We start from the raw sequence: 20,995 nt of genomic DNA on the forward strand, positions 1-20,995 counted from the left end.
AAAACCTGGCTGTTGCGCGCGGCCGGCGTCGTGGTGCTGGCGCTGGTGTTCATGGCCTACCTGACGCCAGACTTCCTGCTGGACCTCGCCAACCGCTTCTACCTGTGCTTCTAGCAATGGGGTCAAGTCTGACATTCGGACACGGCCTCTGCCGTAGCAGCTGCTACGGCAGAGGCCGTGTCCGAATGTCAGACTTGACCCCAGCTAGACTTTGAGGAACTCTTCGCGGCCGCCTAGCCAGCGGGCCAGGTGGGCTTCGATGGTGGCGGCTTTTTCGGGGGTGTTGGCGTGTAGCAGGTCGTGGGCGACGTCGCGCGCCTGGTCGACCAGCCAGCCGTCCGTCTCCAGGTCGGCGAAGCGCAGCATCGCCTGGCCGGATTGGCGGGCGCCGAGGAATTCGCCGGGGCCTCGAATCTCCAGGTCGCGGCGGGCGATCTCGAAGCCGTCGGTGGTTTCGCGCATCGTCATCAGGCGCTGCTTGGCGATCCCTCCCAACGGGCTTTGGTATAGCAGCAGGCACACCGACGCCGCCGAGCCTCGTCCCACGCGTCCACGCAACTGGTGCAGCTGCGACAGGCCGAAACGTTCCGCATGCTCGATCACCATCAGCGATGCATTCGGTACGTCCACGCCCACTTCGATCACCGTGGTGGCGACCAACACCTGCATCTCGTTGGCGGTGAAGGCGTCCATGACCGATTGCTTCTCTGCCTGTTTGAGGCGGCCGTGTACCAGGCCCACATTCAGGTCCGGCAAGGCTTCCGCCAACAGCGCGTGCGTATCCGTCGCGGTTTGCAGTTGCAGCGCTTCCGATTCTTCGATCAGCGGACAGACCCAGTAGATCTGCCGTCCTTCCAGCGCGGCGGCATGCACACGTTCGATCACTTCATCGCGCCGGTTCTGGTCGATGGCGCGCGTGACGATCGGACTGCGGCCCGGCGGCAGTTCGTCGATCACCGATACTTCCAGGTCGGCGTAGTAGGTCATCGCCAGCGTGCGCGGAATCGGCGTGGCCGACATCATCAACTGGTGCGGGACCGCGCCTTCGACACCCTTGTTGCGCAAGGTCAGGCGCTGGCCCACGCCGAAACGGTGCTGCTCGTCGACGATCACCAGCCCCAGGTTGGCGAAATTGACTGCCTCCTGGATCAGCGCGTGCGTGCCGATCACCAGCTGCGCCTCGCCGGATTCGATCAGCGCATACGCGGCCAGTTTTTCCTTCTTCTTCAGACTGCCCGTCAGCCACGCGACCTTGACGCCCAACGGCTCCATCCACGCGGCGATCTTGCGGAAGTGCTGGTCGGCGAGGATTTCGGTCGGCGCCATCAGCGCGGCCTGGTAGCCGCTGTCGATCGCCTGCGCGGCGGCCAGCGCCGACACCACGGTCTTGCCGCTGCCCACGTCACCCTGCAACAGCCGCTGCATCGGATACGGATGGCGCAGGTCGGCGCGGATTTCGTTCAGCACGCGCTGCTGCGCGCCGGTCAGCTTGAACGGCAGCGCGGCCTGGAAGCTTTCTGACAACGCGCCGATCACCGTCAGCGCCGCCGCGCCCTTGGAACGGCGCGCACGCTGCGCGCGCTTGAGCGACAGCTGTTGCGCCAGCAGTTCGTCGAACTTCATGCGGGTCCACGCCGGATGCGAGCGGTCGAGTAGCGCATGCTCGTCCACCTGCTGCGGCGGGTGGTGCAGCAGCTTCACCGCCGGCTCGAAGTCGGACAGCTGCATCTGCGCGCGCAACTGCTCCGGCAGCGTATCGGTCCAGTCGACCCGTTTCATCGCATCGCCGATGGCGCGCCGCAGGATCGGCTGCGACAGGCCTTCACCCGACGGATACACCGGCGTCAGGGACGTCGGCAGCGGCGCGCCTTCGTTGACCACCTTGTAGGCCGGATGCACCATCTCGGCGCCGAAGAAGCCGTGTTTCAGTTCGCCGCGCGCGCGCACCCGCGTGCCCTCGGCCAATTGCTTGACCTGGCTGCCGTAGAAATTCATGAAGCGCAGCTGCAAATCGCCCGTCTCGTCGGCGATATGCACCAGCAACTGCTTGCGCGGCTTGTAGGTGATTTCATTTTTGACCACCAAACCCTCGACCTGCGAAGTATCGCCGCCGTGCAACCGGGCCTCTTCGATGGTGATGACCTGGGTCTCGTCCTCGTAGCGCATGGGCAGGTGCAGCACCAGGTCCATATCGGTGTGCAGACCCAGCTTGGCCAGCTTGGCTTCCGGGCTGACTGTCTTCTTGACGGTTTTGGAGGTTGAAACAGGCATATTGGAGCGTTTTTCGGGCACTAGCGTAAAATAGAGGGTTGGCCGCAGCAAAGCAACGCCGGTATTGTACGACTTGCACCGCCTTCGGGCCTATCCGAATTTTCTTCAACAGTTTCCAGAAGTCCGCAAATGTACTCGCTTTCCGATTTCGATTTTAACTTGCCGCAAGAGCGTATTGCGCAATTCCCGCTGCCAGACCGCAGCGCCTCCCGCCTGCTGCACCTGGACGGTGGGCAGATCATCGACCGTCAGTTCGCCGATATCGTCGGCCAGCTGCAGGCGGGCGACCTGCTAGTGATGAACGATACCCGTGTGCTGAAGGCGCGCTTCTTCGGCGTCAAGGAGAGCGGCGGCAAGATCGAGGCGCTGGTCGAACGCGTGCTGGACAGCCGCACCGTGCTGGCCCAGGTGCGCGCCTCCAAGTCGCCCGGCCCCGGCGTCAAGATCCGCCTGGCCGACGCCTTCGACGTCACCGTCGGCGAGCGCGCCGGCGAGTTCTACACCCTGCATTTCGAAGCCGACGTGTTCGACCTGATCGAAGCCCACGGCCGCCTGCCGCTGCCGCCCTACATCGAGCACGATGCCGATTCGTTCGACGAAACCCGTTACCAGACCGTGTTCAACAAGGTGCCGGGCGCGGTGGCCGCGCCCACCGCCGGCCTGCACTTCGACGAGCAGCTGCTGGCCGAGCTCAAGGCCAAGGGCGTCAATTTCGCCTACGTCACGCTGCACGTGGGCGCCGGCACCTTCCAGCCGGTGCGCGCCGAGGTGCTGGCCGAGCACAAGATGCACACCGAGTGGTACACCATGCCGCAGGAAACCGTGGACGCCGTGCGCGCCACCCGCGCCGCCGGTCGGGATGTGGTGGCGGTCGGCACCACCAGCCTGCGCGCGCTGGAGTCGGCCTCGCAGGGCGGCCAGCTGGAAGCGGGCAGCGCCGATACCGCGCTGTTCATTACGCCCGGCTACCAGTTCAAGACGGTCACCCGCCTGATCACCAATTTCCACCTGCCGAAGTCGACCCTGCTGATGCTGGTGTCGGCCTTCGCCGGTTTTGACGAGATCCGCAAGGCCTACGCCCACGCGATCGCCAACGAATACCGTTTCTTCAGCTATGGCGACGCCATGCTGCTGACGACGCAAGCACGAGCAAAATAAGGAACAATATGCTGGAATTTACACTACACAAGACCGATAGCAGCGGCCTGACCAAGGCCCGTCGCGGCGAAGTCAAACTGAACCACGGCGTGGTCCAGACTCCGATCTTCATGCCGGTCGGCACCTATGGCTCGGTCAAGGCGATGTCGCCGCTGGAGCTGAAGGAAATCGACGCCCAGATCATCCTGGGCAACACCTTCCACCTGTGGCTGCGTCCGGGCAATGACGTCATGGCCAAGTTCGGCGGCCTGCACGACTTCATGGGCTGGGACAAGCCGATCCTGACCGATTCCGGCGGCTTCCAGGTGTTTTCGCTGGGCGCGATGCGCAAGATCACCGAAGAGGGCGTGCACTTCAACTCGCCGATCAACGGCGACAAGCTGTTCCTGTCGCCGGAAGTGTCGATGCAGATCCAGCGCGTGCTGAACTCCGACATCGTCATGCAGTTCGACGAATGCACCCCTTACGAGATCGACAACCGCCCGGCCACCCTTGAGGAGGCGGCAAAGTCGATGCGAATGTCCTTGCGCTGGGCGCAACGGTCGAAAGACGAATTCCATCGCGGCGAGAACCCGAACGCGCTGTTCGGCATCGTCCAGGGCGGCATGTTCGAGAACCTGCGCGACGAATCGCTGGCCCAGCTGGAAGAGATCGACTTCCCGGGCCTGGCCATCGGCGGCCTGTCGGTCGGCGAGCCGAAGGAAGACATGATGCGCATCCTGGCCCACGTCGGCCCGAAAATGCCGGCCAACAAGCCGCACTACCTGATGGGCGTCGGCACGCCGGAAGACCTGGTCAACGGCGTTTCCAACGGCGTCGACATGTTCGACTGCGTGATGCCGACCCGTAACGCCCGCAACGGCTGGATCTTCACCCGCTTCGGCGACGTGAAAATCAAGAACGCTCGTTACAAGGAAGACAAGGAACCGCTGGACAGCACCTGCTCCTGCTATGCTTGCCGCAACTTCTCGCGCGCCTACCTGCATCACCTGAACCGCACCCAGGAAATCCTCGGCGCGCGCCTGAACACCATCCACAACCTGCACTACTATCTGGACATCATGCGCCAGATGCGCGAGGCGCTGGATGAGGACCGTTTCCACGCCTGGACCCTGCAATTCCACGCCGACCGTGGCCGCGGCATCTGAATTTAACCAAGAGTGTTGTAAGTCTTGTAAAAAGATTTATGCCACCCACATAGCCGGAAGACCTAGCGCCTTCCGGCCAGTGCTAGAATACAGCGCTATTTTTTCAAACTATTATCGGAGTCACCCGTGTTCATTTCCAACGCTTACGCCCAATCGGCTTCCCCACTCGACGCACTCGGCCTGGGCGGTAACCTCACCAGCTTCCTGCCGCTGATCCTGATGTTTGTCGCGATGTACTTCCTGATGATCCGTCCTCAGCAGAAGCGCGCGAAAGAACAGAAGGCCATGATGGAAGCACTGGCCAAGGGCGACGAAGTCGTGACCGCCGGCGGCGTGCTGGGCAAGGTCTCCAAAGTGACCGACCTGTACGTGACGATCGAAATCTCCAGCGGCGCCGAAATGACGCTGCAAAAGAATTCCATCACCATGCTGCTGCCTAAGGGCACGCTGAAGGCGCTGTAATCAGCCTCGGCCCGCGTAACGCGGGCCTTATTGCATCCGACGCCTAACACTGAACGTTGAACAATATGAATCGCTATCCTCTCTGGAAATACATACTGATCGTAGTCGCCATTCTGCTGGGCGCGCTGTACACCGCGCCCAACTACTACGGCGAATCGCCTGCGGTCCAGGTCACGAGCGGCAAATCGACCGTCAAGATGTCGGCCGAGATGGGCGCCAAGATGGAAGAGGTGCTCAAGGGCGCCGGCATCGCCTACAGCGGCGTCGCCTTCGACGGCACCGGCACCTACGCTTCCGTGCGCGCCCGCTTCGCCGATCCGGACACCCAGTTCCGCGCCAAGTCGGTGCTGGAAAAGGGCCTGAACGCCGATCCGGCCGATCCGACCTACCTGGTCGCGCTGAACCTGCAAAAAGACACGCCGAAATGGATGCAAGCCCTGCACGCGCTGCCGATGTACCTCGGCCTCGATTTGCGCGGTGGTGTGCACTTCCTGATGCAAGTCGATACCAAGGCCGTGCTGACCAAGCGCGTGCAAGGCATCCAGGCCGCGTCCCGCACTCTGCTGCGTGACAAGAACGTGCGTCACGCCGGCATCGACCGCGTGGGCGACGCCATCGAAATCAAATTCCGCGACGACGCCACCCGCCAGAAGGCCAAGGACGTACTGCAAGGCCAGATGACCGACCTGCAGCTGGTCGATTCCGGCGAAGGCGATGCGCTGAAAACCACCGTCACGCTGAAGCCGGTCGCGCTCAAGCAAACCATCGACGACGGCGTCAAGCAGAACATCTCCACGCTGTCCAAGCGTGTGAATGAACTGGGCGTGGCCGAACCTATCATCCAGCAGCAGGGCCCTGACCGCATCGTGGTCCAGCTGCCTGGCGTGCAGGACGTGGCGCGCGCGCGCGCCGTGATCGGCCGCACCGCGACGCTGGAAGTGCGCATGACCGACAACTCGGTCACTCCTGGCACCGAGCTGACTTCGGCGATTCCGTTCAACTCCGAGTTGTTCACCGTCGGCCGCAACGTGCCGGTTGTGCTGAGCAAGGATATCGTCATCACCGGCGACTCCATCTCCAGCGCCACCGCCACCTATGACCAGAACCAGCAGCCTGCCGTCAGCATCACGCTGAACGGCGACGGCGGCCGCAAGATGCGCGACCTGACCCGCGACAACGTCGGCAAGCGCATGGCCATCGTGCTGTTCGAGAAGGGCAAGCCGGAAGTGCTGTCGGTCGCCACCATCCAGAGTGAATTCGGCAGCAGCTTCCAGATCACCGGCATGGGCAACGCCGAGAATTCCGCCGAGCTGGCGCTGCTGCTGCGCTCCGGCGCGCTGTCCGCACCTATGGACGTGATCGAAGAACGCACCATCGGCCCGCAACTGGGCGCCGAGAACATCAACAAGGGTCTGCATTCGACGATGTACGGCTTCGCCGCCATCGCCATCTTCATGGTCGCCTACTACATGATGTTCGGCTTCTTCAGCGTGCTGGCGCTGGCCTGCAACCTGTTGCTGCTGCTGGCATTGCTGTCGCTGATGCAGGCGACCCTGACCCTGCCTGGTATCGCCGCTATCGCGCTGGCGCTGGGTATGGCGATTGACGCCAACGTGCTGATTAACGAGCGTATCCGCGAGGAGCTGCGTGCCGGCGCCACGCCGCAGGCGGCGATCGCCGCCGGCTTCGACCGCGCATGGGCCACCATTATCGACTCCAACGTGACCACGCTGATCGTCGGTATCGCCCTGTGGGTGTTCGGTTCCGGTCCGATCCGCGGCTTCGCCGTGGTGCACTGCCTGGGTATCTTGACCTCGATGTTCTCCGCCGTGTTCATCTCGCGCGGCGTGGTCAACCTCTGGTACGGCCGCAAGAAGAAGCTGCAATCGCTCGCCATCGGTACCGTTTGGGTACCGGGTCTGAAATAAACAGGGGCTGACATGGAATTTTTCCGCATTAAAAAAGACATACCGTTCATGCGCCACGCGCTGGTGTTCAACGCCATTTCGGCGTTGACCTTCGTCGCTGCCGTGTTCTTCCTGATCACCCGTCCGCTGAACTTCTCGGTGGAGTTCACCGGCGGCACCGTGATGGAGCTGAAGTACCACCAGCCGGCAAAGCTGGAGCAGATCCGTCACTCGCTGGAGACGATCGGCTACGAGCAGCCGGAAGTGACCGGCTTCGGCACCGCGCACGACGTCATGCTGCGCCTGCCGGTGGTGAAGAACGTCACCTCCAAGGATGCGTCGCAGCTGGTGTTCACCACGCTGTGCGCGGCCGAGAAGGGTTCGCCCAAGCAGATCGACGCCGTCAGCGCCAAGGGCGAACACGTGGTCAAATCCGCTTGCGTGGACGCGGCTGGCAACGAGGCGGTATCGCTGCAAAAAGTCGAATTCGTCGGCCCGCAGGTCGGCGATGAGCTGGCGCAGAACGGCTTGAACGCACTGGTGATGGTGATCATCGGCGTGATGCTCTACCTGGCCGTGCGCTTCGAATGGAAGTTCGCGGTCGCGGCGATCATCGCCAACCTGCACGACGTGGTCATCATTCTCGGCTTCTTCGCCTTCTTCCACTGGGAGTTCTCGCTGACGGTGCTGGCGGCGGTGCTGGCGGTGCTGGGTTACTCGGTCAACGAGTCGGTGGTTATCTTCGACCGTATCCGCGAAAACTTCCGCAAGCAGCGCAAGTCGTCGGTGCATGAAGTGATCGACAACGCGATCACCTCGACCATCTCGCGGACCATCATCACCCACGGCTGCACGCAGATGATGGTGCTGTCGATGCTGTTCCTGGGCGGCCCTACGCTGCATTACTTCGCCATCGCGCTGACCATCGGTATCTGCTTCGGTATTTACTCGTCGGTGTTCGTGGCTGCCGCCGTGGCCATGTGGCTGGGCGTGAAGCGTGAAGACCTGATCAAGCCGATCAAGGAAAAAGACGAAACCGATGGCGCTGTAGTGTAAGCGACACCAGCTTCTCAAAAATCCCTCTCCAGCCTGGACGCGCTCAAGATAGCGTTCAGTGCAGGGGAGGGATTTTTTTATTGTTCTTCGCGGATTTGCGGGAAGCAAACTCGGATCTGGAGGTTTGGGTATTCCTTTCGGCAGTTAAGTCTAATTCGATCAAAATCGCGCCGATTCAGTCTAATGGCGTCCAGAATCTCCGGGGGGCCGAGTTTTCTAGACTGAAATCGCCGGAATGCCAAATTCACTAGACCGGAATCGTCTTCGCAAAGCAACCCCAGGACCGAATTAGACTCTCCCTCATGACGGCTTAGACCGACCTGGATATATCAACGTCCCGTATTGCACGTCTTTGTAGTTGCTCCGCAAAGCGCGCCCTGTAACTGTCGGCACGGATCCAGTAGTCGTCGCCGGGAAAGCGCAGCCAAACAAAGCGCCACGCGTTGCGCCCCTTTGCATGGCGATTGGCGAATAGCGAGGGAGTGATGGACTCGCCATCGTCGGTCAGGATGCGATTGCCGACTACCTTGGTGAATTCAATGGTGTCGTGGTAGCTGGTTCGCAAACTGGTTCTGTCGGGCAGGAAGATATTCTTCCATTGAAAACCGCGCATTGCTTGACCATTCTTGCGCAGCGCGAGCCGCTCCATTTCAATCGTTAACCATCGCTGAACCAGTTCCGTGACAAGGGCATCGGGTTTGACGCCCGGTCGTGTAGCCATCAAATGGTATTCCAGATTCTGAAAATCAAGCAGAGGCAGGTATATTTGGTGTTTCGCTTCGTATGCCATGATGGATTCCTTTCGAACGGGGTCTATAAGTTGGACCACGGAACGGGACTATGGTTCGCTTTAGACTTTGGCTTGCTAAAACGCGACCAAATTAGATTTGGCTACCGGACTTCATCGACCGTTTTGGACATCGCTTGGGAATTTCAGACTAAATTAGCTACATTCGGCTCCAACCAGACTGAATTAGACTAAGTTGTGATTTGGAATACCGAAGCCTGAAGGGGGGGGCTCGGTAATCCGTGGAGAACCGTACTTATTTTGGCTTGATCATGTCGTACAGCGCCTGCGCGGCCGGCGACAGATGGCCGGCCTTGCGGGTGATGAGCACCAGCTGGCGCGAGATGGTCGGCTCCTTCAGCTTGATGGCGCGCAGGCGCGGATAGCTGCCTTTGATGATTGCCAGGTTGGGCACGATGGCGGCGGCGATGCCCGAAGCCACCAGACCCACCGCCGTTGCGCTGCGCTGCACGTCGTACTGGAAGTGCAGGTTCAGCTCCGCGCTCTTGCTGCCCAAGTAGCTGTCGAGCAGCGCGCGGTTGCCGTTGACGTCGCCCGAGAAGATCAGCGGGTAGGGCTGGATCTGCGACCACGTCAGCGAACGCCGCTTGGCCAGCGGGTGATCGTCGCGGCACACCAGTACGAAGTGATCCTCCATCAGCGGCACCGACACCAGGTCGGGATGCATGCCGCCACCCAGGCCGATGCCGAACTCCGCCTCCCTGCGCTGTACCGCCTCCGCCACGCGCGACGAGGCGTGGTCGAGAATCTTGATGCGGTTCTCGGGAAAACGCGCCGAGTATTCCTGGATGATCTGCGGCAGATACTGTATGCCCACCGTCGGCACGCAGGCGATCGCCACGTCGCCGCGCTGCGCCTTGCCGGTCTCGCGGATCTCGTTCAGCGTGGACGACAGCTCTTGCAGCAAGCGCCGCGCCTGCGGCAGGAAGTCCTTGCCGATGCTGGTCAGCGCGATCGAACGCGTGGTGCGCTCGACCAGCTTCACACCCAGGAAGTCCTCCAGGTTGCGCAACCGTTGCGTGACGGCGGTCTGCGTGACGTACAGCGTCTCCGCCGCTTTCTGGAACCGGCCGAAGTCCGCAATCGCGACAAAAGCCTGCACGCCGAGTATGTCTATTTTCATCAGAAAAATGAATGAATGATCTAAATAAATTCATTGTACTAATATTTTATGGAGGCGGAAAATTCGCTCCATTGAAACCGAAGGAGAAGATCATGCCGCTCTCAACAATTTTCCTGGTGTTCTCCAAGCTGGCGCTGATGGGCTTTGGCGGCGTGATGCCGTTTGCCTACCGCGCGCTGGTCGAGCAGCACAAGTGGCTCACGGCCGAGGAGTTCGCGAAGTATCTCGCCACCAGCCAGATGCTGCCCGGCCCGACGATCTGCAACGTGGCGCTGATGGTGGGCAACCGCTACGCCGGCACGGGCGGCGCGCTGGCGGCGCTGGCCGGCATGGTCGCCGGTCCGTTCCTGGTGGTCATCGCCCTGGGCGTGGTGTACCAGCGCTTCGGCGAGATCGAGATGTTCCGCCACGCGATACGCGGCATGGCGGCGGTGGCGGCGGGGCTGATCCTCGCCACCGCCGTCAAGATGGCGAAGGCCATGTTCGCCAAGTCCGACTGGCGCGAACGCCGCACGCAGTTGCAGGCGGCCCTGCTGGCGTTGGCCTTTATCGGACTGGGTCTGCTGCAATGGCAGCTGGCGCTGGTGTTCTGCGTGCTGGCGCCATTGGGTACCGGCGCGACTTACCTGATGGGAGAGAGAAAATGAACGAGCAATCTCCAGTAGTCGAACTATCGCTGCACATCGCGGTGATGTCCTTGATGGCGGTGGGCGGCGGCGTGGTGCTGCTAGGGCCACAGGTGGGACACTACGTGGTCGAAGGCAAGCAGTGGCTGAACAACGAGCAGTTCTCGGCCGCGTATGCGATAGCGCAGGCGGCGCCCGGCCCCAACCTGTTGTTCGTCTCGCTGGTGGGCTGGCTGATCGCCGGCTGGGCGGGCGCCATCTTCACCACGCTGGCGGTGCTGGGGCCCTCGACGCTGCTGACACTGGGCGCGATCCGCTTGCAGGCACGCCATGCCGGCGGGCGATTGACGCAAGCGTTGGGCGATGCCTTCGCGCCGATATCGATCGGCTTCCTGGCCGCCACCGCCTGGCTGTTCACCCGGATCTCCAACGTCGACTGGCATGCCGACGTGCTGACGGTGCTGGCGGCGTTGATACTGCTGCGCTCCAGGATCAATCCGGTGATACTGATCGCGGCCGGTGCGCTGGCCGGAACGCTGGGCCTTATCTGAGCGAGTGCGGCGTTGAGCGCGACCGCAGCGACGCCGACGGGCAGTGGCCGAACAGCTTGCGGTAGTCGCTGGAGAACTGGCTGAAGTTGCTCAAGCCCCAGGAGCCGGCCACGTCGCCGATGGCGCCGCCGTCCTGCAACTGCCGGCGCACGCCGTTCAGGCGCACCATGCGCAGATACAGCATCGGGCTCATGCCCAGCACGTCCTCGAAGCAGTATTGCAGCGTGCGGCGGCTCACGTGCACCCGTTCGCACAGCTCCGGCACCGTGATCGAGTCGCTGCGGTGCGCCATGATGTATTCGCGCGCCAGCGAGACCACGTGGCGGCGCCGTTGCAGGCTGGCGGCCAGCGCCGGCTCCACGCAGCTGTGGTCCAGCATGTCGAGCAGGGTGGACAGCACCAGCTCCTGCCACTGCGTCGCACCTTCCGCGGTGCTTTCCCCCTCGGCCGGCAGCAGCTGCGACAGGATGCGCAGGCATTTGGCCTGGGCCTGCGCATCGACTTGCAACAGCTCGGCCGACTGCACCCGCTGCCAGTCGATCTGGCAACCATAGCGCCGCGCCGTCTCGACCAGCAACTCGCGGCTGGCGACGATGCCGAAGATGCTGTAGGCGCTCGGTGTTACCAGTTCGAACTCAACGTTGCCCGGCTGCACCATGATCCAGTCGGCGGCCGTCTGGCGGCCGTTGATGCGGGTGCCGGCGCCGTGGTCGGGCAGGCCGAACCAGATGGCGTCCGGCCACACGCGGCAGGATTGGCGCACCGACTGGCTCAGGCTTTCCCGGAATACTTGCAGCTGCGGCAGGCGCAGTTCGGTCAGCGCACCGTGGAACAGGCCGGCGCTGATCTGGTCGTAGCTTTGTTGCCAGTTGGTGAGCTTGCTGGCCAATTCGTCGGCGTCGTGCGCCATCACAGTGCGCAAATCTGGCGCACTGTGTAACAACTCTGTCGCAGTCTGGTGCATATTATTTTTCTCCCGCTGTTGTTATTTCTTCCCTTGGACGCCAGCCCCTCGCAAGTTTGCCGATTTTCGATAACGCTGGCAATTGGCTCGCTCCTATACTCGATTCTGCTGCAACTTCCATACCAGACGCGCTTTACCTTAGGGAGAATCACATGAATGCAAAACAGGCGGCCGGGCAACCGGCGCTGCAACAGTCGCTAGGCACCTTCCAGTTGTGGGGCATCGCGGTAGGCCTGGTGATCTCGGGCGAGTACTTCGGCTGGAGCTACGGCTGGGCCTCGGCGGGGACGCTGGGCTTTACCATCACGGCGCTGTTCATCGCGGCCATGTACACCACCTTTATCTTCAGCTTCACCGAGCTGACCACCTCGATCCCGCATGCGGGCGGCCCGTTCGCCTACAGCAAGCGCGCCTTCGGCCCGACCGGCGGCTACCTGGCCGGCGCGGCCACCCTGATCGAGTTCGTGTTCGCGCCGCCGGCGATTGCGTTGGCGATCGGCGCGTATCTGAATGTGCAGTTCCCCACCGTCGATCCGAAGACGGCGGCGGTCGGCGCCTATGTCGTCTTCATGACACTCAACATCGTCGGCGTGCAGGTGGCGGCGACCTTCGAGTTGCTGATGGCGCTGCTGGCCATCTTTGAACTGCTGGTGTTCATGGGCGTGGTGTCGCCGGGCTTCTCGATGGCGAACTTCGTCAAGGGCGGCTGGTCGGGACAGGACAGCTTCAGCATCGCGTCTATCCCCGGCATGTTCGCGGCGATTCCGTTTGCGATCTGGTTCTTCCTGGCGATTGAAGGCGTGGCCATGGCCGCCGAGGAAGCCAAGGATCCGAAACGCTCGATCCCCATCGCCTACATCGCCGGCATCATTACGCTGGTGCTGCTGGCGATCGGCGTGATGGTGTTTGCCGGCGGCGCGGGCGACTGGACCAAGCTGGCCAACATCAACGATCCGCTGCCGCAGGCAATGAAGATCATCGTCGGCGAGAACAGCAACTGGCTGCACATGCTGGTGTGGCTGGGCCTGTTCGGCCTGATCGCTTCCTTCCACGGCATCATCCTGGGCTATTCGCGCCAGATCTTTGCCTTGGCCCGCGAGGCCTACCTGCCGCACTACTTCGCCAAGATCCACCCACGCTTCAAGACGCCGCACCGCGCCATCCTTGCGGGCGGCGTGGTCGGCATCGCTGCCATCTATAGCGACGAGCTGATCAAGATCGGCGGCCAGACCCTGACCGCCAACATCGTCACCATGTCGGTCTTCGGCGCCATCACCATGTACATCCTCAGCATGCTCAGCCTGTTCAAGCTGCGCCGCGCGGAGCCGAACATGGTCCGTCCTTTCCGCGCACCGTTCTATCCGCTGTTCCCGGCGATTGCGCTGGTCGGCGCGCTGATCTGCCTGGTGACGATGATCTATTACAACCCGCTGATCTTTGGCGTGTTCGTCGGCTTCATGGCGGTCGGCTATGCATTCTTCCTGGCCACCAAGGGCAATCGTCAGCAGCACGCGGCGTTCGACGCTGTCTAACCCGTCGTCTAACTCACATCAACGGAGCACTATTCATGTCCAAATCCATTTTCTCCCTGCTGGCCGCGGCCGCATGCCTGGCTTGCGCGGCAGGCAGCGCGCCGGCCGCTGACGCAGCACCGGCAGCGCCCGCGCCTGACTGGACCAACACCGGCAACGTGACGCTGGTGTCCGACTATATTTTCCGCGGCATCTCGCAGACGCAGGCCAAGCCGACCGCGCAAGCCACGCTGGACTTCACCCATGCCAGCGGCTTCTACCTCGGCCTGTTCGGCTCCGGCGTTTCGCACGCGGCCTATAACAACGGCAGCGGTTCGGAGATCGACGTCTACGGCGGCTATCGCTATCCGCTCAGCGCGGACAGCAGTATCGACGCCGGCCTGGTCACCTACTGGTATCCCGGCGCGCACTATGCGGCAGGCGGCAAGGACATCAAGTACCATACGCAGGAGGCCAAGCTGGGCGTGAATATCGGCGCCTTCAACGCCTACGCCTGGGTGGCGCTGAGCGAGTACTGGTTCGGTTTCGCGGTGCAGCCGGATAGCGGCAAGCTGGCCAACACGCGCGGCACCGCCTACGCCGAAGTGAACTGGAATCCCGAACTGATGCCGGGCCTGGTGCTGAACCTGCACGCGGGCCGCCAGCAAGTGCGCAATATGAGCGATTTCAATTTCTTCGACGTCAAGGCTGGCGTGACCAAGACCTTCGACAGCTGGGCGGTATCGGCGGCGGGCACCTACAACAGTGGCGACGCCAGCAAGAACGGCACGCCGTTGTGGACCTTCTTCAACGCCGACGGCAGCGGCAAGAACGTGGCACAGAAGCGCCTGGTCGTGACGGCCTCGCGCAATTTCTAGGTTACACCGGCAGCATCGGGAGACGGCAATGAGCAGTTTTGCACATACGGTAGGCAGCAGGACATATCAGTTCCGCGACCTGAAGGACTTGATGGCGAAGGCGACGCCGGCGCGATCCGGCGACTATCTGGCGGGGCTGGCGGCGGCCAGCGCCGAGGAGCGGGTGGCGGCGCAGATGGCGCTGGCCGAGCTGCCGCTGTCGCTGTTCCTGAACCAGATGGTGGTGCCGTATGAGCAGGACGAGGTGACGCGGCTGATCATCGACGATCACGACCGCGTCGCCTTCGCCCGCATCGCCCACCTGACCGTGGGCGACTTCCGCAACTGGCTGCTGGGCGACGCCGCCGATGAGGCTGTGCTGGCCGCCGTCGCACCCGGCATCACGCCGGAGATGGCGGCGGCCGTTTCCAAGATCATGCGCATCCAGGACCTGATCCTGGTGGCGAAGAAGTGCCGCGTGGTCACCCGCTTCCGCAACACCATCGGCCTGGCGGGTTGCATGTCGACGCGGCTGCAACCGAACCACCCGACCGACGACGCCACCGGCATCGCCGCCAGCGTGCTGGACGGCCTGCTGTACGGCAGCGGCGACGCGGTGATCGGCATCAACCCGGCCACCGACAACGTGCCGCAGGTGATCAAGATCGTCACCATGCTCGACGAGATCATCGATCGCTACGGCATCCCCACGCAATCGTGCGTGCTGACCCACGTGACCAACACCATCGCCGCCATCGAGCGCGGCGCGCCGATCGACCTGGTGTTCCAGTCGATCGCCGGCACCGAGGCGGCCAACGCCAGCTTCGGCATCAACCTGGCCCTGCTGGCGGAGGCGCAGCAGGCGGCGCTGTCGCTGCAGCGCGGCACGGTGGGCAACAACGTGATGTACTTCGAGACGGGGCAGGGCAGCGCGCTGTCGGCCAACGCCCATCACGGCGTCGACCAACAGACTTGCGAGACGCGCGCCTATGCGGTGGCGCGCAAGTTCCAGCCGCTGCTGGTCAATTCGGTGGTCGGCTTCATCGGCCCCGAGTACCTGTACGACGGCAAGCAGATCGTGCGCGCGGGGCTGGAGGATCACTTCTGCGCCAAGCTGCTGGGCCTGCCGATGGGCTGCGACGTCTGCTACACCAACCACGCCGAGGCCGACCAGAACGACATGGACATCCTGCTGACCCTGCTGGGCACGGCCGGCTGCACCTTCGTCATGGGCATTCCCGGCTCGGACGACATCATGCTCAACTACCAGACCACGTCCTTCCACGACGCGCTGTATGCGCGCCGCGTGCTGGGCCTGAAGCCGGCGCCGGAATTCGAAGCCTGGCTGAAGGAGATGGAAATCTTCACCCGCGACGATTACGTTACACTGGGCAAAGCGCTGCCGGCGTCCTTCCAACGAGCGCTGTCTAGCTTGAACTAATGGAAATCCGTATGAACGACGACGAGCACCTGCTTCCGGCCAGCCCGGTTGGCGACGACAGCGTGGTGACGAGCAATCCGTGGCAGTCGCTGCGGCGCTTCACGGCGGCCCGCATCGCGTTGGGACGCAGCGGCGTCAGCCAGCCGACCGCGCCGCAACTGGAATTCCAGCTGGCCCATGCGCGCGCGCGCGACGCCGTGCATCTGGCGCTCGATCACGCCGCGCTGGGCGACGCCTTGCAAGCCGCCAGCGGCTTGCCCTGCCTGGCGCTGCACAGCGCAGCAGCCAGTCGCGACATTTACCTGCAACGCCCCGACCTGGGCCGCCGGCTGGATGACAGCTCGCGCCAGGCGCTGCTGGAGCGCCAGCGCGATGCGGCCGGCTACGACCTGGCCTTCGTCATCGCCGACGGCTTGTCGGCGCTGGCGATCGAACAGAACGCCTTGCCCTTCCTGAACGTGCTGATGGCGCGCCTGGCCGCCGAATCCTGGTCGCTGGCGCCGCTGTCCATCGTCCGGCAGGGACGGGTGGCGGTGGGCGACGAGGTGGGCGAGTTGCTGGGCGCGCGCGCGGTGGTGGTGCTGGTCGGCGAACGTCCCGGCCTCAGCTCGCCGGACAGCATGGGCCTGTACCTGACCTGGGCGCCGAAGACCGGCCTGACCGACGCCGCCCGCAATTGCATCTCGAATGTGCGTCCGGCGGGTTTGACCTACAATGACGCAGCCTTCAAGCTTCACTACCTGCTGTCCGAATCGCGCCATCGGCAGCTGTCCGGTGTCGCGCTGAAGGATGAAACAGCCACCGACAACACCCTGCTGGACGCGCCGCAGCGCAACTTCCTGCTCGACCTCGATTAGTCGGCGGGCGGACGTCCCGCCGACCGACTAGCGAGAGAGCGACAATGAGCCGTACCGGCCGACTTTTTCTGTTGATGGACGCGATGCGCGGCTACCGCCGTCCCGTCACCGCCGCCCGCCTGGCCGAGCAGCTGGGCGTATCCGAACGCACCATCTACCGCGACATCCAGACCTTGTCCGGCCTGGGCGCGCCGCTGGAGGGGGAGGCCGGGGTCGGCTACATGCTCAAGGCCGGTTTCTTCCTGCCGCCGCTGATGTTCGGCGCCGACGAACTGGAGGCTCTGGTGCTGGGCGCGCGCTGGGTGCGCAGGCAGGGCGACGAGGCGCTGGCCGCCGCCGCCAACAACGCGCTGGCCAAGATCGCCGCCGCCTCGCCCAAGGACCTGCGCGACGACATGGCCGAGACCAGCCTGTGGGTGCCGCTGTACCAGGACCAGGACACCGCCAGCGACGTCCACGTGCGCCCGGTGCGCGAGGCGATCCGCTACCAGCACCGCTTGCGCATGGCCTACCAGGACGAGCACGGCAAACCGTCGGAGCGGGTGGTGTGGCCGTTCGCGCTGGCTTTCATGGAGGGCAAGCGCTTGCTGGCCGCGTGGTGCGAGCTGCGCATGGCCTTCCGCCATTTCCGCATCGACCGCATCGCGGAGGTGGAGTCGCTGGGCGTGCGCTATCCGGCCCGCCGCAGCGACCTGCTGAAGACCTGGCGCCAGCAACACAACCTGCGCGAAGACTACTGACAAAAACTGTCGCGGGCCGGTCGTACGATGAAGTCCTCAACTCATTCATCGGAGACTGCCATGCGCTTATACCACCACCCCGCTTCGTCCAACTCGCGCCGCGTCATGCTGGCGGCCCTGCACATGGGTACGCCTTTGGAAGTGACCGAAGTGAACCTGATGAGCCAGGAAGACCGGCGCCGGCTGGAGACGCTCAATCCCAATTCGATGGTGCCGGTGCTGCAGGACAGCGACTTCATCCTGTGGGAATCCTGCGCCATCATGCAATACCTGGCCGACCGCACCCACGGCCAGACGCTGTACCCGGACAACATCATGGTGCGGGCCGACATCAACCGCTGGTTGCTGTGGGCATGCCAGCATTTCTCGCCGGCGCTGGGCATCATCGTTTGGGAAAATATCTGGAAGGGCATCACCGGCAGCGGCCTTCCCGACCAGGCCGAGTTGGACCGGGGCGCGCGGCTGGTGGCGAAATTTGGCGCCGTGCTGGAGCAGCACCTGGCGGGCCGCGACTGGGTGGTGGGCGACAAGCTGAGCCTGGCGGATTTCGCGGTGGCCGCGCCGTTGATGTACGCCGAGCAAGCTAAGTTGCCCGTCACTCAATATCCGAAGATGATGGCGTGGTTAGCCCGCATTCAGCAGCTGGACGCGTGGAAACAAACGGAACCGGTATGGTGATGGAAACTTGTGTCCATATGTGAACTGGCGCACAGAGCGGACGGGGTGGGGAGGGTATTCTGAACTTGTCTCCTCTGGAGGAGATCCCTAGTTTTGGACTTTGCCCGCTCCCCAGCGGGCTTTTTTTTACCCGCCATTCCCGCGCAGGCGGGAATGACGACGCTATAGCATCAGCACCGCGTACAGCGACTGCACTTCCTGCGCCGATTCGCTCATGATGGCGTGCAGCGTGCCTTCGCCGACCACGAAGTCGATGGTGCGCGCGCTTTGCAGCGTGGTCGCCCCCGGACGCTGGTACAGCGGCGAATGCACCGGCGACAGATCGTTGGCCAGCAGCAGCGTATCGCCCAGGGTTTCCGGCGGCAGCGCGCGCAGGCCGACCCACATCGATTCGATCGCCCGGCAGACGCCATCCGGCACGTCCAGCTTGGTCATCACGCCGCGGCCTATTTCCACTTCGCCGTGCTCGACCCAATCCTCCGGCTCGCCTTCCATCACTTCAGGGAAGTCGCCGGCGCAGGACAGCATGTAGAAGCCCGCCACCTCGTGCATGATGCCGGCAAACAGCGCCGTATCCGGGTCGACGTGCGTGACGCGGCGCGCGATCACCTGCGACAGGGCCGCCACGTGCGCCGTGTGTTCCCACAGCTGGTTGATCTTGGCCAGCAGAACGGGATCGGTGACCTGGCTGCCGATCTGGCGCACGATCAGCGCCGCCACCAGCGATTGCAGGGTGCGCACGCCGAGCCGCTGCACGGCCGCGCGCACGCTGGAGATTTCGGTACCGGATCGGTTGTAGGCCACCGAGTTGGCGATGGCGACGCTGCGCGCCGCCAGCAACGGGTTTGCCTGGATGAGCTTGGCTGCAGCCTCGACGTGGCAATCGGGATCGCTCAGCGCCTGCTGCAGGCGCAGCGAGGCGTTGACGTTGGCCGGGAACGAAAGCTCCCCCCGGCTCGCCTGAGCAGCAATGGTCTTGAAGGCGTCGAGTCTGTCCATTGCAAAAAATTATACCCGGAATATTGCCGTGTGGCACTTCTTCTGAAAATACTTTTCTGCGGCACAACAGGCCGCCTTGGTGGATTATTGCTCGCTGAAGATGGCGTCGCAGCCGTCCTGGGTGGCGTCGGTGTCTTGCAGTTCGTCGGTCAGGCCCAGGTCGAACAGTTCTTCGATGGCGTTCATGAAGCTGTTGTGCTTGGTCGCGCCGATCAGGCGGTAGATCTCGCCGTCTTCGTTGCGCACGCCGATGATCAGCTTTTCCTGGCGGACTTCGTCAGGGGTGGACTGGTTCAGCAGCAGGTTGCCGATGATGTGTTTGTCGAACTTGGCAGGCTTTTTGCCTTCGAGCAGAGTCGTTTTCAAATGATTTCCTTGGTTGAGTCGCAGGTGGACGGGCATTCGGTATGGCCGGCCATGATGACAGTTTTAAGATCGCTCAGGGTTTTTTCAAGGGCGGCGAAGTCGTCTTCGCTGTAATGCGCGAACACTTTTCCGCTTTCCTTGACGACCGCCGGGAAGACCGTGCAGAACACCTGCTCGCCCTCCGCCGTCAGCCGGACAAAGAAGGAACGTTTGTCGCAGTCGTTGCGCTGACGCTCCACCAACCCTTTTTGTTCCAATCGCTCGATCACGCCGGTCAGCGTACCCTTGGTGATCAGCGTCTTGTCGCCCAATTCTTTATAGGACATGCCGGGCGTATTGCCCAGCGTGGCGATGATATCGAACTGGGCGTGCGTCAAGCCGCTCTGGCGCACGTACTGGCCAGAGAGCCGTTCGTAGCTCTGTAAGCAATCGGCCAGCAGCCGGATGCTTTTCAAAAATCGTTCACCCATAGACCGTGATTATAGCCGGTTCGCACCGGCAATCTTGGCCGGGACTATAATGGCGGACGCACATTCATAATAAAAAAACCATGCCTCAACACTTGCGCGGCATTGCCGCTTTGCTCATCGTGACCCTGGTATGGGGCACGACTTTCCCCGCGATGAAGGACATGACCGGCTACCTGTCGGCCAGCTGGATCGTGCTGTGCCGCTTCGCGCTGGCCGGCCTGCTGTTGCTGCCGTTTATGTGGCGCGCCAAGTGGAACGATATCCGCTGGGGCATCATCGCCGGTGGGGTGTTGTTCCTGTGCTACGTGTTCCAGATCGAGGGGCTGGCGCTAACCAGCTCCAACCGCAATGCCTTCGTCACCGGCCTGAATGTGCTGGTGCCGCCGCTGCTGGGCGTGCTGCTGGGCGCGCGGCTGGAGCGCCGCATCGTCGTCGCGCTCGCGCTGGCGCTGGCCGGCCTGTTCGCGTTGTGCTGGGAGGGCAGCTTCACCTGGGGCCGCGGCGATACGCTGGCGCTGCTGTGCGCGCTGTTCTTCGGCATCTACGTCAAGTTAATGGAAGCCACCACCCGCAAGGTCGAGAAGCTGATGGTGCTGACCGCCTCGCAGATCCTGACGGTGGCCGTGTGCGCCGCCGCCTGGCTGCTGATCCGCGAAGTGCCGCTGGGCTTGGCCGAGCGCAGCCAGGACTTGCCGGACTACGTCAGCTACATCTGGAAGGGCTTGCAGATCTATGGCCTGAACCTGGTCTACCTGGGCGTGGTCGCCACGGCGGCCATTATTTCGCTGCAAACCTGGGGCCAGAGCCACAGCAGCGCCAACGAGGCGGCGGTGATCTACGCCTTCGAGCCCGGTTGCGCGGCGATCTTCGCGTATTTCTGGCTGGGCGAGACGCTGGCCTGGAACGGCTTGCTGGGCGCGGTGCTGCTGATTTCCGGCATGATCGTCAGCCAGTGGAGCACCGAGCGGCCCGCCGCCGCGCTGGCTCCGGAGTAGGTGTCTT

Annotated in this window: 21 protein-coding genes; 14 read left to right on the forward strand and 7 right to left on the reverse strand. The window is 63.1% G+C overall.

Features of this window, described 5'->3' with window-relative positions:
- Positions 1-204: 204 nt before the first annotated feature.
- Entirely contained in the window at positions 205-2,271 is a 2,067-nt protein-coding gene (gene recG / locus AC1RMD_RS14635; protein WP_492927392.1) for an ATP-dependent DNA helicase RecG, read from the reverse strand.
- Between the two features lie 129 nt (positions 2,272-2,400).
- On the opposite strand from recG, the gene queA reads away from it, so the two are divergent.
- The 5 genes from queA to secF all read left to right on the forward strand — a co-directional run bounded on the left by queA (position 2,401) and on the right by secF (position 8,002).
- On the forward strand, positions 2,401-3,429 hold the full coding sequence (queA, locus tag AC1RMD_RS14640) for a tRNA preQ1(34) S-adenosylmethionine ribosyltransferase-isomerase QueA (RefSeq protein WP_492927393.1): 1,029 nt from the start codon (positions 2,401-2,403) through the stop codon (positions 3,427-3,429).
- An 8-nt stretch (positions 3,430-3,437) separates the two neighbouring features.
- The gene (tgt, locus tag AC1RMD_RS14645; protein ID WP_492927394.1) at positions 3,438-4,577 is read left to right on the forward strand and encodes a tRNA guanosine(34) transglycosylase Tgt; all 1,140 of its coding nucleotides are present in this window, start codon (positions 3,438-3,440) and stop codon (positions 4,575-4,577) included.
- Between the two features lie 126 nt (positions 4,578-4,703).
- A complete protein-coding gene (gene yajC / locus AC1RMD_RS14650; RefSeq protein ID WP_020700692.1) occupies positions 4,704-5,039 on the forward strand; it encodes a preprotein translocase subunit YajC in 336 nt (111 codons plus the stop codon).
- Positions 5,040-5,104: 65 nt separating this feature from the next.
- Positions 5,105-6,967: a protein translocase subunit SecD gene (gene secD, locus AC1RMD_RS14655; RefSeq protein WP_492927396.1), complete on the forward strand. Its 1,863-nt coding sequence runs from the start codon at positions 5,105-5,107 to the stop codon at positions 6,965-6,967.
- A gap of 12 nt (positions 6,968-6,979) precedes the next feature.
- Positions 6,980-8,002 carry a protein translocase subunit SecF gene (secF, locus tag AC1RMD_RS14660; protein ID WP_492927397.1) on the forward strand — a complete coding sequence of 341 codons (1,023 nt, stop codon included), beginning with the start codon at positions 6,980-6,982 and terminating at the stop codon, positions 8,000-8,002.
- Between the two features lie 310 nt (positions 8,003-8,312).
- Here secF and AC1RMD_RS14665 read toward each other — a convergent pair whose 3' ends face one another.
- Positions 8,313-8,792 carry a hypothetical protein gene (locus AC1RMD_RS14665; protein ID WP_492927398.1) on the reverse strand — a complete coding sequence of 160 codons (480 nt, stop codon included), beginning with the start codon at positions 8,790-8,792 and terminating at the stop codon, positions 8,313-8,315.
- A 253-nt stretch (positions 8,793-9,045) separates the two neighbouring features.
- Positions 9,046-9,933 (reverse strand): LysR family transcriptional regulator, encoded by an 888-nt coding sequence (locus AC1RMD_RS14670; protein ID WP_492927400.1) that lies wholly within the window; start codon positions 9,931-9,933, stop codon positions 9,046-9,048.
- 92 nt (positions 9,934-10,025) lie between these two features.
- Here AC1RMD_RS14670 and AC1RMD_RS14675 point away from each other — a divergent pair, with 92 nt between their 5' ends.
- Both AC1RMD_RS14675 and AC1RMD_RS14680 read left to right on the forward strand, forming a co-directional pair.
- Complete coding sequence (locus AC1RMD_RS14675) at positions 10,026-10,580, forward strand: chromate transporter (RefSeq protein ID WP_492927401.1); 555 nt, start codon at positions 10,026-10,028, stop codon at positions 10,578-10,580.
- A complete protein-coding gene (locus AC1RMD_RS14680; protein ID WP_492927403.1) occupies positions 10,577-11,110 on the forward strand; it encodes a chromate transporter in 534 nt (177 codons plus the stop codon). Before AC1RMD_RS14675 ends, AC1RMD_RS14680 begins: the two co-directional genes overlap by 4 nt.
- Here the strand turns inward: AC1RMD_RS14680 and AC1RMD_RS14685 are convergent.
- Positions 11,103-12,020, reverse strand: coding sequence for a helix-turn-helix domain-containing protein (locus tag AC1RMD_RS14685; RefSeq protein WP_492927404.1), 918 nt, complete (start codon positions 12,018-12,020; stop codon positions 11,103-11,105). The genes AC1RMD_RS14680 and AC1RMD_RS14685 overlap by 8 nt on opposite strands.
- 206 nt (positions 12,021-12,226) lie before the next feature.
- Between AC1RMD_RS14685 and eat the strand changes: the two genes are divergently transcribed.
- From eat to AC1RMD_RS14715, 6 genes are read left to right on the forward strand one after another with little or no spacing between them, the layout of a single operon-like run.
- Positions 12,227-13,606: an ethanolamine permease gene (eat, locus tag AC1RMD_RS14690; protein WP_492927405.1), complete on the forward strand. Its 1,380-nt coding sequence runs from the start codon at positions 12,227-12,229 to the stop codon at positions 13,604-13,606.
- 35 nt (positions 13,607-13,641) lie between these two features.
- Positions 13,642-14,463, forward strand: coding sequence for a TorF family putative porin (locus tag AC1RMD_RS14695; protein WP_492927406.1), 822 nt, complete (start codon positions 13,642-13,644; stop codon positions 14,461-14,463).
- A 28-nt stretch (positions 14,464-14,491) separates the two neighbouring features.
- Complete coding sequence (locus tag AC1RMD_RS14700) at positions 14,492-15,883, forward strand: ethanolamine ammonia-lyase subunit EutB (RefSeq protein ID WP_492927407.1); 1,392 nt, start codon at positions 14,492-14,494, stop codon at positions 15,881-15,883.
- Positions 15,884-15,894: 11 nt separating this feature from the next.
- Complete coding sequence (gene eutC, locus AC1RMD_RS14705) at positions 15,895-16,740, forward strand: ethanolamine ammonia-lyase subunit EutC (RefSeq protein WP_492927409.1); 846 nt, start codon at positions 15,895-15,897, stop codon at positions 16,738-16,740.
- A gap of 44 nt (positions 16,741-16,784) precedes the next feature.
- Entirely contained in the window at positions 16,785-17,480 is a 696-nt protein-coding gene (locus AC1RMD_RS14710; protein ID WP_332855009.1) for a helix-turn-helix transcriptional regulator, read from the forward strand.
- 60 nt (positions 17,481-17,540) lie between these two features.
- The gene (locus AC1RMD_RS14715; RefSeq protein WP_492927410.1) at positions 17,541-18,158 is read left to right on the forward strand and encodes a glutathione S-transferase family protein; all 618 of its coding nucleotides are present in this window, start codon (positions 17,541-17,543) and stop codon (positions 18,156-18,158) included.
- A 162-nt stretch (positions 18,159-18,320) separates the two neighbouring features.
- On the opposite strand, the gene AC1RMD_RS14720 is transcribed toward AC1RMD_RS14715, so the two are convergent.
- From AC1RMD_RS14720 to AC1RMD_RS14730, 3 genes are all read right to left on the reverse strand, one after another.
- A complete protein-coding gene (locus tag AC1RMD_RS14720) occupies positions 18,321-19,157 on the reverse strand; it encodes an HDOD domain-containing protein (RefSeq protein ID WP_492927411.1) in 837 nt (278 codons plus the stop codon).
- 84 nt (positions 19,158-19,241) lie between these two features.
- Positions 19,242-19,523: a hypothetical protein gene (locus tag AC1RMD_RS14725; protein ID WP_020700711.1), complete on the reverse strand. Its 282-nt coding sequence runs from the start codon at positions 19,521-19,523 to the stop codon at positions 19,242-19,244.
- Complete coding sequence (locus tag AC1RMD_RS14730) at positions 19,520-19,993, reverse strand: MarR family winged helix-turn-helix transcriptional regulator (protein ID WP_116991930.1); 474 nt, start codon at positions 19,991-19,993, stop codon at positions 19,520-19,522. Before AC1RMD_RS14730 ends, AC1RMD_RS14725 begins: the two co-directional genes overlap by 4 nt.
- An 80-nt stretch (positions 19,994-20,073) precedes the next feature.
- On the opposite strand from AC1RMD_RS14730, the gene AC1RMD_RS14735 reads away from it, so the two are divergent.
- Positions 20,074-20,988, forward strand: coding sequence for a DMT family transporter (locus AC1RMD_RS14735; protein WP_492927412.1), 915 nt, complete (start codon positions 20,074-20,076; stop codon positions 20,986-20,988).
- Positions 20,989-20,995 lie beyond the last annotated feature (7 nt).

Source organism: Duganella sp. GW822-FHT06D06 (assembly GCF_058799615.1).

Bases quoted from the DNA above. Each gene is read 5' to 3' on its own strand.
- AC1RMD_RS14715 (WP_492927410.1), top strand. From the start codon at position 17,541: ATGCGCTTATACCACCACCCCGCTTCGTCCAACTCGCGCCGCGTCATG.
- AC1RMD_RS14700 (WP_492927407.1), top strand. From the start codon at position 14,492: ATGAGCAGTTTTGCACATACGGTAGGCAGCAGGACATATCAGTTCCGC.
- AC1RMD_RS14720 (WP_492927411.1), bottom strand. From the start codon at position 19,157: ATGGACAGACTCGACGCCTTCAAGACCATTGCTGCTCAGGCGAGCCGG.
- queA (WP_492927393.1), top strand. From the start codon at position 2,401: ATGTACTCGCTTTCCGATTTCGATTTTAACTTGCCGCAAGAGCGTATT.
- tgt (WP_492927394.1), top strand. From the start codon at position 3,438: ATGCTGGAATTTACACTACACAAGACCGATAGCAGCGGCCTGACCAAG.
- AC1RMD_RS14680 (WP_492927403.1), top strand. From the start codon at position 10,577: ATGAACGAGCAATCTCCAGTAGTCGAACTATCGCTGCACATCGCGGTG.
- AC1RMD_RS14665 (WP_492927398.1), bottom strand. From the start codon at position 8,792: ATGGCATACGAAGCGAAACACCAAATATACCTGCCTCTGCTTGATTTT.
- AC1RMD_RS14675 (WP_492927401.1), top strand. From the start codon at position 10,026: ATGCCGCTCTCAACAATTTTCCTGGTGTTCTCCAAGCTGGCGCTGATG.
- secF (WP_492927397.1), top strand. From the start codon at position 6,980: ATGGAATTTTTCCGCATTAAAAAAGACATACCGTTCATGCGCCACGCG.
- AC1RMD_RS14710 (WP_332855009.1), top strand. From the start codon at position 16,785: ATGAGCCGTACCGGCCGACTTTTTCTGTTGATGGACGCGATGCGCGGC.
- AC1RMD_RS14670 (WP_492927400.1), bottom strand. From the start codon at position 9,933: ATGAAAATAGACATACTCGGCGTGCAGGCTTTTGTCGCGATTGCGGAC.
- AC1RMD_RS14685 (WP_492927404.1), bottom strand. From the start codon at position 12,020: ATGGCGCACGACGCCGACGAATTGGCCAGCAAGCTCACCAACTGGCAA.
- AC1RMD_RS14730 (WP_116991930.1), bottom strand. From the start codon at position 19,993: ATGGGTGAACGATTTTTGAAAAGCATCCGGCTGCTGGCCGATTGCTTA.
- eutC (WP_492927409.1), top strand. From the start codon at position 15,895: ATGAACGACGACGAGCACCTGCTTCCGGCCAGCCCGGTTGGCGACGAC.
- secD (WP_492927396.1), top strand. From the start codon at position 5,105: ATGAATCGCTATCCTCTCTGGAAATACATACTGATCGTAGTCGCCATT.
- recG (WP_492927392.1), bottom strand. From the start codon at position 2,271: ATGCCTGTTTCAACCTCCAAAACCGTCAAGAAGACAGTCAGCCCGGAA.
- eat (WP_492927405.1), top strand. From the start codon at position 12,227: ATGAATGCAAAACAGGCGGCCGGGCAACCGGCGCTGCAACAGTCGCTA.
- AC1RMD_RS14735 (WP_492927412.1), top strand. From the start codon at position 20,074: ATGCCTCAACACTTGCGCGGCATTGCCGCTTTGCTCATCGTGACCCTG.
- AC1RMD_RS14695 (WP_492927406.1), top strand. From the start codon at position 13,642: ATGTCCAAATCCATTTTCTCCCTGCTGGCCGCGGCCGCATGCCTGGCT.